The sequence below is a fragment of the Tenacibaculum sp. SM2510 genome, assembly GCF_057002845.1.
In genome coordinates, this window is the sequence record NZ_CP192703.1 from 1,900,602 (window position 1) to 1,912,453 (window position 11,852).

The following is an 11,852-nucleotide window of genomic DNA, read 5'->3' on the forward strand; positions in this document are numbered from 1 at the left end:
TAGTTAGTATAAACTATATTTTAGCTTTTTTCTAAATAAGTTAGGGTAATTTAACCACTAACTGTTATATATCAAATAACTTTACCATGAATAAAAAAATACTATTAGTTTGCTTACTTATATTAGCTTTATGTGGTGTTGTCTTCAATTCAATAGGCACTAAAGATACAGCTGCTGATAAATTGAGAAGTCAACATGCAGAATTTTTGAAAAACCACCCTTTTCAAAAAACAGGAAGACTTGCCAAAAAAGAGAGAAAAGCACAGGGATTACCACCAAATGCTTATTTCGAACAAAAATATTTAAGTGAAATAAACCCTAATACAGGAAGAACTCATAAAGAAGATGTTTTAAGACTTCAGAAAGAGTTGAGTAAACTAAGAGCAGGTCAAAAAGTTCCAGGTGAAGCTACTAACCCTTGGGAAGAAAGAGGGCCGGATAATGTAGGGGGTAGAACAAGAGCTCTTTTGTTTGATCCAAATGATACAACAGATGAAACTGTTTTTGCGGGAGGAGTTAGTGGTGGTTTATGGAAAAATACAAAAATTTCTGATGTAAATTCTAAATGGGTTCGTGTTGGAATTCCTGAGAATCTAGCAGTTTCTTGTATTGCAGCAGACCCAAATAATTCACAAATTTTATATGTAGGGACAGGAGAATCTTACGTAAACGGAGATGCAAACGGAGATGGTTTATGGAAGTCTATTGATGGTGGAGTTACATGGTCTAATATTTTTGGAGGTATTACAGGAGATCCTTTTTTAGATGCAAACTCAACAGTTACAGTTAATAGTCCAGCAAGTATTTCAGGTGAATACATATCAACTTTAGCTACTGCTTTTGGAGGGAATTTAAGAACTCCAGTTACTGGAGATGCAGTTTTGGTTAATGATATAACAGCACCATTTGATAATGGTTGTGAAGAATTGACAAACGCAAGTGAGTTAAACGGCAAAATAGCAGTAATAAGAAGAGGTAGTTGTGACTTTGATTTAAAGGTTAAGCAAGCAGAAACTGCGGGTGCTATAGCTGTGGTTATGGTAAATAATATTGAAGGAAACCCAATACCAATGGGAGGAGACGATACTTCAATAACGATTCCAGCTGTTATGACAACCAGAACAGCAGGTAATACAATAATAAATGCTTTATCAACTGAAACGGTTAATATAACTTTAACAGAAGGAAGAAGTAATGCAACAAATGTATTAGTTGTTCCAGGGATACAGCACATTAACGATATTATTGTAAGAAATAATTCAGGAGTTTCAGAAGTTTATATAGCAGCAGGTGAATCTGGCTATTTAGGTGGTGTTTCATTAGGAGGTGATAGTTATGGGGTTTATAAATCTACAGACGGTATAAACTTCTCTAAATTAAACATGCCAAAAACAAGTGAAAGAAATGAATATGAGCCGAATAATTTTGAATTAGGTGCTGATAATTCTATTTATTTAAGTACAACGTCTAGTTATACTTATGGAGATGGAGGTGGAGCTATTTTAAAATCAGTTAATGGTAATAGTTTTAATTTAATACACTCAGTAGAAACAGGCTTAAGAACAGAAATAGCTGTTTCACCATCTAATGCGGGTACAGTTTATGTTTTATCTCAAATAAATAGTTCTGTAACACCAGTTAAAATGTTTAAAACAACTGATGATTTTACAACCGTAAATGAATTACCATTACCAGATGATAAAGACACAGGTATTCCTGCAAATGATTTTACTAGAGGTCAAGCTTTTTACGATTTATTAATTAAAGTAGATCCAAATAATGAGAATATTCTTTATGTTGGAGGTATAGATTTATTTAAATCTACAGATGCAGGTCAAACCTGGGATCAACGCTCACACTGGTATGGAGGTTTTGGTTCTCAAAATGTGCATGCAGATCAGCATGGTTTAGCTTTTGCTTCTTCATCAAGAATGGTTTTTGGTAACGACGGTGGAGTATATTTTTCAAATAATGCAGGAAGTAGTATTTCGGCAAGAAATAATAACTATAATACATTACAATTTTATACAGTAGGTGTAGCACCATCAACAGCATTTGGAGGTGATGAGTATTTCATCGCAGGAGCTCAAGACAACGGAACTCAATTAGTAGAAACAGCTAGAGCAGGAATTAATAGCTCTATAAGAGCTGCAGGAGGTGATGGAGCTGCTAGTTTCTTTGATACTGACGGAAATGATCAATACTTTATATCTAATTACGTTTATAATCAAAGTATTGTTTTGTATGATTATAAAACGGAACAATCTTATACTATTAATGATGAAGACTCATCTAATGGGGACTTTATTAATCAAGAGGAATTAGATTCAAACCTGAATATTTTGTATTCAAATTATTCAGGTTCTGCTGGTATTTCTATTAGACGATATTCGGATATATTAACAATAGTACCTCAAAAAGGTATACTTTCTAACTCGTTAATGGATTCAGCGCCATCTACTCTTAAAATATCCGCTTATACAACAACGTCGAGTTTGCTTTTTGCAGGTTTAAAAAACGGAAAGGTATTAAAAATAGAAAATGCAGATACAGACAGTAGTATTTGGTCTGAAATTACAGGAGTTGATTTTGTAGGAACGGTATCAGATATTGAATTAGGAGAAAATGAAGATCAAATTTTTGTAACAATGCATAATTATGGTGTTGTAAATATTTGGTACTCTGCAGATGGAGGAATTAACTGGGTTAATAAAGAAGGAGATTTACCAGATTTACCAGTAAAAGCCATTTTACAAAATCCAATTAGCACGAATGAAGTAATTATAGGAACTGATTTAGGTGTGTGGAAAACAAAAAACTTTAATGCAGTTTCACCTAGTTGGACACAGTCTTATAATGGAATGAGTAATGTTCCTGTTTTAGATTTAGATTTAAGAGATGACAATGCTGTTTTTGCTGCAACTTATGGTAGAGGTGTTTTTTCAGGTAAATTTATATCAGATCCAACTGGAGATGATGATGGTGATGGGGTTTTAAATGGGGAAGATAATTGCCCAAACACAGCTAATGCAGATCAATTAGATACTGATACAAATGGTGTGGGAGATGTTTGTCAGGATACCGATGAAGATGGTATTTTAGATAGCGTAGATAATTGTGTTAACACGGCAAATGCAGATCAAACAGATTCAGACGAGAATGGAGTAGGAGATGCTTGTCAAGATTCAGATTCAGATGGTATTATGGATGATGTTGATAACTGTATAAATACAGTAAATGCAGATCAAACAGACACTAACGGAAACGGAATAGGAGATGTTTGTGATACTAGTTATTTAAATGCAGATAATATATCTATTGTAACTATATCAGAAACATGTGTAGGTGAAAGTGATGGTAAAATTACGGTGAATGTTCAGCAAACATTTGTAAATTATACAGTAACCTTAAAAGGGGAAAGTAAAAGTGAAATTACACCATTAACGACATCATCATTTACTTTTGAAAACCTTGCACCAGGTAGCTATGAGGTTTGTATAGAAATTGATGGTAAAGATTACAAACAATGTTTTGAAATAAACATAAAAGCAGCTAAAACGGTTTCTTTAAGGGTTGCTAAAAATAATCAATCTCGAAACTACACAGTAAACGTAAGTTCAGGAACGGCACCTTATAAAGTGTTTTTAAATGGTGATTTAATTAATACGTTCGAGCAATCAATATTTAACGTTAAGGTTGAAGGAAAAGGTGTTTTAGAGGTTACTACAGCTAAGGCATGTGAAGGTAAATTTAAAACAGTTATCGATAATGTTTTCTTAAGAAATAATCCAGTAACAGAATCTATCGAATTATTATTACCAGTAGATACCTCAAATAATGTTAAAGTTATTGTATTTGATGTAACGGGTAAAGTGGTTTTAGATAAAACAATAGAAAGACAAGGAAACGAATTATCAATTCCATTCAATAGTTATAAAGCCGGTATTTATATACTAAAATTAGGAAACGATAAGACTAATACTTTTAAAATATTAAAAAAATGAGAAAAGCAATAAAAACAATCGCATTATTTTCACTTCCACTATTTGTTGCTTGTGGAGGTGGAAGTAGTAAAGGCGGAGGAGAACCAGAGGTGGTTAACGAAGCTCCAAGTAAAGTTAGTTTAGCATACCCAACACAAGATTTATTGTGTATAGATAATACAATTGCTTTTGATTGGAGTGATGCTACAGATGCTAATAATGATGCTATTAGTTATAAAGTTGAATTTTCTAATAGTAGAGATATGACTACTGTTATTAAAACAGAAACCGCTAATTCTTCTACTAAATCTATAAATTTAGATAAAGGAGTTGCTTATTATTGGAGAGTAACTGCTACTGATAGTAAAGGTTTATCAGGAGAAGCATCTTCTGTGTTTGCATTTTATACGAAAGGAACAGGAGAAGAAAATAACGCTCCTTTTACAGCAGAGTTAGTTAGCCCAGCCGCTGAAGCAGCATTAGATGCATCAACTGTGTCTGTTGATTTACAATGGATAGGTGCTGACTCTAATACAGATGATACATTATCGTATGAGGTTTTCTTTGGCGAAGGTGCAGATTTAACAGATGTAGCAAGTTCTCAAAATGAAGAATTATATAAGGTAACCGTTACAACAGGTAAAACATATTATTGGAAAGTTAATACGGTTGATAACTCAGGAGCAAAGTCTATAGGGCAAGTTTGGAGTTTTAGTGTTAACTAGAGAATAAAAAACATCTTGTAAACAATAAAAACGACGCTATTTAGCGTCGTTTTTATTGTTATAATAAATAATTATCTATTTCTTTTTTCAGCAATCTGCTCTAATTCATCATACCAATTTTGCCCAAACTTTCTAACTAATGCCTGTTTTACAAATTTATAAACTGGCACTTGTAATTCTTTACCTAAAGAACAAGCATCATCACAAATTTCCCACTTATCATAATTAACAGCAGAAAATTCACTATAATCCTTCACTCTAACAGGGTAAAGATGACAAGAAACAGGTTTTTTCCAGTCTACAACTCCTTGGTTATAAGCTTCTTCAATAGCACATAATGCGGTATTTTTATCATCAAAAATAACATAAGCACAATCGGCATTATTAATTAAAGGTGTTTCTAACTCACCAAAGTCACTAGTAACCCAAACACCTTGTTTCTCAATAGCCTCAATACCTTCTTTACGAAGAAAGGGTTTAATTTTAGGATATATAGCTTCTAAAATCTTTGTTTCCTCTTTTTCTAAAGGGGCGCCAGCATCACCATCAATACAACAAGCTCCTTTACAAGCAGATAAATTACAAACAAAATCTTTATCGATAAGATCTTCTGAAACGATAGTTTTTCCTAATTGAAACATAAAATATATTTAAAAGTGCAAGTTAACAATAACTTCACATAAAATTTAGGTGCAAAAATACTAGATTGTAACATTACTTATATAATTTTGCACCTGAAAAATAAGATATTATGGATTTTAAGATAAAAGAAGTGTTTACTGCATTTATGGTATTGTTTGCCGTGATTGATATTATAGGTAATATTCCTATTATTATCGATTTACGAAAGAAGGTTGGGCATATACAATCAGAAAAGGCATCAGTTATTGCGGGTTCTATTATGATTCTGTTTTTATTTGTAGGTAAAGAATTATTAGGTGTTATTGGTGTAGATGTGCATTCGTTTGCGGTAGCAGGTGCATTTATTTTATTCTTTATAGCTTTAGAAATGATTTTAGGAATCACCCTGTATAAAGATGATGAAGATGAAACATTAACAGCAACTGTTTTTCCATTAGCGTTTCCATTAATTGCAGGTCCGGGAAGTTTAACTACCCTTTTATCTTTAAGGGCAGAATTTCATATATCAAATATAATTATAGCCGTTTTATTAAATGTAATAGTTATTTACATTGTATTAAAAACATCTTCACGAATAGAAAAAATTATAGGTAATAACGGAATTAAAATTATTAGAAAGATTTTTGGAGTTATCCTATTAGCTATCGCAGTAAGATTATTTGCTGAAAACATAAAAGTATTATTAGCATAAATGATTTTTGATTGTTTAATTATAGGAGGTGGAGTTTCTGGTATGCAATGTGCACTAGTTATTGGATCTGCTTATAAAAAAGAATATGCAGAAAATAAAAAAACAGGAATTTTAATCCATCAACGAGCATCTCATTTACAAAATGCTTTATTTAATAATGTATTAGGATTACCTATAGGTACTTTAGGTAGCGATATTTTAGACCAAGGAAAAGAACAATTGTCAGCTAAATATCCACATGTTTCTCAAATTGAAAATGAAAAAGTAATCGCGGTTTTAGACAATGAGAAAGGCTATAAAATTATAACTACTAAAAATGAATATTACAGTAAAAAGGTAGTTATAGCATTAAATTACTCTAAACCATTTGAAATAGCTGGATTAGAGCAATACATTGAACCTCACATGAGAGCTAATGTGATGAAAGACAGAGTGCAATTGCGTAATTTTAATCACTTAATTAAAAAAGGTTTGTATGTTTGCGGAACATTAGCTGGCTGGCGAAGTCAATTTGCCATAGCGGCGGGAAGTGGTGCAAGTGTAGCAACAGATATATTAACAGTATGGAATGATAATATTTCAACTAAAGTGCACGATAAAATTAAAAATAATAATTAAAATACTAGAATTATGAAAAAAGTATTAATGCTTGGGTTTATAACCTTATTACTTATTAATTGTGGGGGAAATGAGTCAGATGTCGTAAAACCAGACCCTATACCAGATCCTGTAGATGAAGAAATTGTAATAATAGCAAATGATGATGTTTTTGAAGCTAATGAAGATACTTTTTTAGAGTTACCTAGTTTTTTAACTAACGATGACTATCCTTCTAGCGGTGTTACCATTACTTTTGATGACGCAACAGCTAATGATGGTATTATTGAAGTAGAACGTAGTACATACACTTATACACCTTCTCCTAAATTCTCAGGTGAAGACACTTTTAATTATACGATTTGTAGTAAAGTATCACCAGAAATTTGCGCAACAGCAACCGTAACAATTAATGTTTCAGATAAAGGTAGTCCAGAAGCTGTTAACGATAGTTATAATGTAGGTATTAACTCCACAATTAATATTAGCAGCCATTTAGACAATGATACTATTGTAGATGATGCTGAAATTGATTCAATAGATGATGCAAGTACTAATGGTACTGTAACTTTAAATAGTGACGGAACAATAACATACACACCCGTTACAGATTTCACAGGGCAAGATACTTTTACGTACACATTATGTGATAATGATGCAACAGCAACTTGTTCAGTAGCAACAATAACAATAAACGTTGTAGAAGTAATATCATTCAATATACCTGCCGAAATAGCAGCGTATTATAACGGAGTCTCTTTTATAGATGATAAAAATACCAACTACAATACCTTAAAAGACTTAGTTACCACAACTCATACCAATATATTAACTTATGGTGAAAGACATAATTATTTATATGATGCAGATGAAGATTTAAGTAATGTAGCTAATGTTATTTTAATGTATACAAGTGAAAGTAGAGACGAAAGAGAGTATACTTCTGGTTCTAATACCCACCCAACACAAACATTTAATACAGAGCATGTTTATCCACAATCTAAATTAACAGCAGAAGATGCTGTTACAGATTTACATCACTTGCGTTCATGTGATGATGCTATTAATAGCGAAAGGTCTAATTTCCCTTTTATAGATGGTACTGGTACTTATAAAAAGGAAGGTAGTACATGGTTTCCTGGAGATGAGTGGAAAGGTGATATCGCTAGAATGGTATTTTATTTAAATGTTAGATATGGTGAAACTTTTGATAAGGTTGGTTCTATGGAGTTATTCTTAAAATGGAATAAAGAAGATCCAGTTTCTGATTTCGAAAGACAAAGAAACACTGTAATTTCTGATGTACAAGGAAATAGAAATCCTTTTATAGACAATCCTTATTTAGTTACTATAACTTGGGGAGGTGAAAATGCAGATAATACTTGGAAATAAATTAATAAGTACTTAAAATCTAACATAACTATATCGCAGTTAAAGAAATTCTTTAAGTGTAGATTCTTTCTAATATGCCACATAAAATTAAGTTTCATTAAAAATGTAACTATTTAAAACAAAAAAAAATCCGAGTGAAAACTCGGGATTTTTTTTGTTTTATGTAAAAAAGGTTTTTATCCTTTTAAACTAGCTTTCATAAACTCGGTATTCATACGAGCAATGTTTTCTAATGAAATTCCTTTCGGGCATTCAACTTCACAAGCTCCTGTATTTGTACAGTTCCCAAAACCTTCAGCATCCATTTGTGCTACCATGTTTAAAACACGATCTGTAGCTTCTACTTGTCCTTGAGGTAATAAAGCATATTGAGATACTTTAGCTCCAACAAATAACATTGCAGAAGAGTTTTTACAAGTTGCAACACACGCACCACAACCAATACAAGTAGCTGCATCCATTGCTTTATCAGCCGCTTCTTTAGAAATAGGAATCGAGTTTGCATCTTGTGTATTACCAGAAGTGTTTACTGAAATATATCCACCAGATTGCTGAATACGTTCAAAAGAACTTCTATCAACAACTAAATCTTTAATTACAGGAAAAGCAGCAGCTCTAAACGGCTCGATAGTAATCGTATCACCATCTTTAAAAGAACGCATGTGTAACTGACAAGTTGTTACACCACGATCAGGACCGTGTGCCTCACCATTAATATACATTGAACACATACCGCAAATTCCTTCACGACAATCATGATCAAAAGCAACAGGCTCATCACCTTTGTTAATTATTTGCTCGTTAAGCACATCCATCATTTCTAAGAAAGACATATGCTCTGAAATGTCGTTTACTAGGTAATCGACCATTTTTCCTTTATCACTTGCGTTTTTCTGACGCCAAATTTTAAGTGTTAAATTCATAATATCTTCTTTATTTGTATGAACGTTGTTTTAATTCAATATCGTTAAACTCTAATTCTTCTTTGTGTAAAACTGCATCTGCAGGTTCTCCTTTATATTCCCAAGCGGCAACATATGCGTAATCTTTATCGTTACGTTTTGCTTCGCCTTTTTGTAATCCGTCTAACTCAACAGATTCTTCTCTAAAGTGACCACCACAAGATTCGTTTCTATCTAAAGCATCTTTTGCAAACAATTCTCCTAACTCTAAGAAATCAGCTACTCTACCAGCTTTTTCTAATTCAGGATTCATTTCGTTGGCATCTCCAGGGACTGTTACGTTTTTCCAGAAATCTTCACGTAAAGCTTTAATTTCAGCCATTGCTTCTTTTAAACCTTGTGCGTTACGAGACATTCCACATTTTTCCCACATGATTTTTCCTAATTTCTTGTGGTAATAATCTACAGAATGTTCTCCTTTATTGTTGATAAAGAAATCTACACGTTCTTTAACTTCTTTTTCAGCTTGTTCAAATTCTTTCGAATCTGTTGAGATTTTTCCGGTACGAATATCATCAGATAAATAATCTCCAATAGTATAAGGTAACACGAAATAACCATCAGCCAAACCTTGCATTAAAGCAGAAGCTCCTAAACGGTTAGCACCGTGATCAGAGAAGTTTGCTTCACCAATACAATACAATCCGTCAACAGTTGTCATTAAGTTATAATCAACCCAAACACCACCCATTGTATAGTGGGTTGCAGGATAAATCATCATTGGAGTTTTGTATGGATCCTCATCTACAATCTTGTTGTACATTTGGAATAAGTTTCCATATTTAGCCTCAACAATCGCTTGTCCTAATTCGTATACTTTCGCTTCCGAAGGGTTTGTAATATGCTGTAATTTTGCTTGTTCTTTTCCGTAACGGTCAATTGCCGATTTAAAATCTAAATAAACAGCTTCACCAGTTGCATTTACTCCGTAACCAGCATCACAACGCTCTTTTGCTGCTCTTGAGGCAACATCACGAGGTACTAAGTTACCAAATGCAGGATATCTTCTTTCTAAATAATAATCTCTTTCGTCTTCGGTTAATTGAGTTGGTTTTTTACGACCTTCTCTAATAGCCAATACATCTTCCATGTTTTTAGGAACCCAAATACGACCATCATTACGTAATGACTCTGACATTAACGTCAGTTTCGATTGGTAATCTCCTGAACGAGGAATACATGTTGGGTGAATTTGTGTATAACAAGGGTTTGCGAAATACGCTCCTTTTTTATGAATTTTCCAAGCTGCAGTGGCGTTTGATCCCATTGCGTTGGTTGATAAGAAATATACATTTCCGTATCCACCAGAAGCAATAACAACAGCATGTGCTGAGTGACGTTCTATTTCACCAGTAACTAAGTTACGAGCTATAATTCCACGTGCTTTTCCATCAACTAAAACAACATCTAACATTTCATGACGATTGAACATTTCAATCTTACCACGAGCAATTTGACGGTTCATTGCAGAATAAGCACCTAATAATAATTGTTGTCCTGTTTGTCCTTTCGCATAGAAAGTACGAGAAACTAATACTCCACCAAACGAACGATTGTCTAACAAACCACCATAATCACGCGCAAAAGGAACTCCTTGTGCTACACATTGATCAATAATATTTGCTGAAACTTCTGCCAAACGGTGTACGTTCGCTTCACGTGAACGGTAATCTCCTCCTTTTACAGTATCGTAAAATAAACGATAAAAAGAATCTCCATCACCTTGATAATTTTTTGCTGCATTAATTCCACCTTGTGCTGCAATTGAATGCGCTCTACGAGGAGAATCTTGATAAGCAAAAGCTTTTACATTGTAGCCTAATTCAGCTAAAGTTGCTGAAGCAGAACCCCCTGCTAAACCAGTACCAACGACAATAACATCAATGTTACGTTTGTTAGCCGGATTTACTAAATCGATATGATTTTTATAATCTGTCCATTTATCTTTTAATGGACCTTTTGGTGTTTTTGAATCTAAAGCCATACTTGTTTCGTATTAGTGATTGAAATGGTGAAATAATGCAATAATGATAAATCCAACAGGTAAACCAATTGCATAAATCTTACAGAATGTTTTCAATCCTTTAGTGTATTTGTTGTTTGCTCCAACCGATTGGAAAGCCGAAGTAAAACCGTGTAATAAGTGCATTGCTAAAAATATAAATGCCAATACGTAAGCCCCTACTCTAATAGGGTTTACAAATTTGTGTTGTAATTCCTCAAAGTATCTAAGTCCGCTATCAGCAACATTAGGGTCGATAAGACCAGACATGTCTCCTTTAATAAATTTTGTATTTAATTCTGGAAACCAGAAATCGATAAAGTGTAATACTACAAATGCTAAAATTGCAATACCAGACCAAATCATGTTTCTACTCATCCAAGTAGAATTTGCTGCACCGTTATTTTTCGCATAACTTATTTTACGAGCGCTGTTGTTCTTTAATTCTAAAACGAACCCCATTACAAAGTGAAAAACTACACCAAAAATTAAGACAGGTTGCATTACATATTGAATTAACGGGTTGGTTCCCATAAAATGAGATAACTTGTTAAATGTTGCTCCGTTGTCCGGAAAAATTGAAGTGATGTTTATTGCAAAATGCTGTAATAAAAAGAACATCAAGAAGAACGCCGAAAGTGCCATGGCAAATTTTCTTCCAATAGAAGATTTTAATAATCCCATTATTTTATTTATTTATTAAAAAATATATAACACAAATTTAAGCTATAACTATTAGCCTAACAAACTATCTTATTTTTTTTGTAGAACATTTAGAATGTGTTTAAATAAAATTAGTGTTTTTTTGAAGTTTAACTAGGTTTTTACTACTTTCTTATGGTTTAAGTTACTTGAGTA

Annotated in this window: 9 protein-coding genes; 5 read left to right on the plus strand and 4 right to left on the minus strand. The window is 33.0% G+C overall.

All coding sequences use genetic code 11. From position 1 onward, the window contains the following. Positions 1 to 86: 86 nt before the first annotated feature. Positions 87 to 4,004 (plus strand): thrombospondin type 3 repeat-containing protein, encoded by a 3,918-nt coding sequence (locus ACQ629_RS08530; RefSeq protein ID WP_483704090.1) that lies wholly within the window; start codon positions 87 to 89, stop codon positions 4,002 to 4,004. Further along, positions 4,001 to 4,708 (plus strand): hypothetical protein, encoded by a 708-nt coding sequence (locus tag ACQ629_RS08535; RefSeq protein WP_483704092.1) that lies wholly within the window; start codon positions 4,001 to 4,003, stop codon positions 4,706 to 4,708. Before ACQ629_RS08530 ends, ACQ629_RS08535 begins: the two co-directional genes overlap by 4 nt. A 71-nt stretch (positions 4,709 to 4,779) precedes the next feature. Here the strand turns inward: ACQ629_RS08535 and ACQ629_RS08540 are convergent, their stop codons facing one another. Then, positions 4,780 to 5,349: a DUF3109 family protein gene (locus tag ACQ629_RS08540; protein WP_483704094.1), complete on the minus strand. Its 570-nt coding sequence runs from the start codon at positions 5,347 to 5,349 to the stop codon at positions 4,780 to 4,782. Positions 5,350 to 5,459: 110 nt separating this feature from the next. On the opposite strand from ACQ629_RS08540, the gene ACQ629_RS08545 reads away from it, so the two are divergent. The 3 genes from ACQ629_RS08545 to ACQ629_RS08555 are packed head-to-tail and all read left to right on the plus strand — an operon-like array spanning position 5,460 to position 8,030. Then, positions 5,460 to 6,041, plus strand: a complete 582-nt coding sequence (locus ACQ629_RS08545; protein WP_483704096.1) for a MarC family protein — start codon at positions 5,460 to 5,462, stop codon at positions 6,039 to 6,041. Continuing rightward, positions 6,042 to 6,659 carry an NAD(P)/FAD-dependent oxidoreductase gene (locus ACQ629_RS08550; RefSeq protein WP_483704098.1) on the plus strand — a complete coding sequence of 206 codons (618 nt, stop codon included), beginning with the start codon at positions 6,042 to 6,044 and terminating at the stop codon, positions 6,657 to 6,659. It begins immediately after the preceding gene. Between the two features lie 12 nt (positions 6,660 to 6,671). Continuing rightward, a complete protein-coding gene (locus ACQ629_RS08555) occupies positions 6,672 to 8,030 on the plus strand; it encodes an endonuclease (protein WP_483704100.1) in 1,359 nt (452 codons plus the stop codon). A gap of 176 nt (positions 8,031 to 8,206) precedes the next feature. Here ACQ629_RS08555 and ACQ629_RS08560 read toward each other — a convergent pair whose 3' ends face one another. The 3 genes from ACQ629_RS08560 to ACQ629_RS08570 are packed head-to-tail and all read right to left on the minus strand — an operon-like array spanning position 8,207 to position 11,681. Next, a complete protein-coding gene (locus ACQ629_RS08560) occupies positions 8,207 to 8,953 on the minus strand; it encodes a succinate dehydrogenase/fumarate reductase iron-sulfur subunit (protein ID WP_483704102.1) in 747 nt (248 codons plus the stop codon). Positions 8,954 to 8,963: 10 nt separating this feature from the next. Next, positions 8,964 to 10,976: a fumarate reductase/succinate dehydrogenase flavoprotein subunit gene (locus tag ACQ629_RS08565; protein ID WP_483704104.1), complete on the minus strand. Its 2,013-nt coding sequence runs from the start codon at positions 10,974 to 10,976 to the stop codon at positions 8,964 to 8,966. 12 nt (positions 10,977 to 10,988) lie between these two features. Beyond that, on the minus strand, positions 10,989 to 11,681 hold the full coding sequence (locus tag ACQ629_RS08570; protein ID WP_483707189.1) for a succinate dehydrogenase cytochrome b subunit: 693 nt from the start codon (positions 11,679 to 11,681) through the stop codon (positions 10,989 to 10,991). Between the last annotated feature and the right edge of the window lie 171 nt (positions 11,682 to 11,852).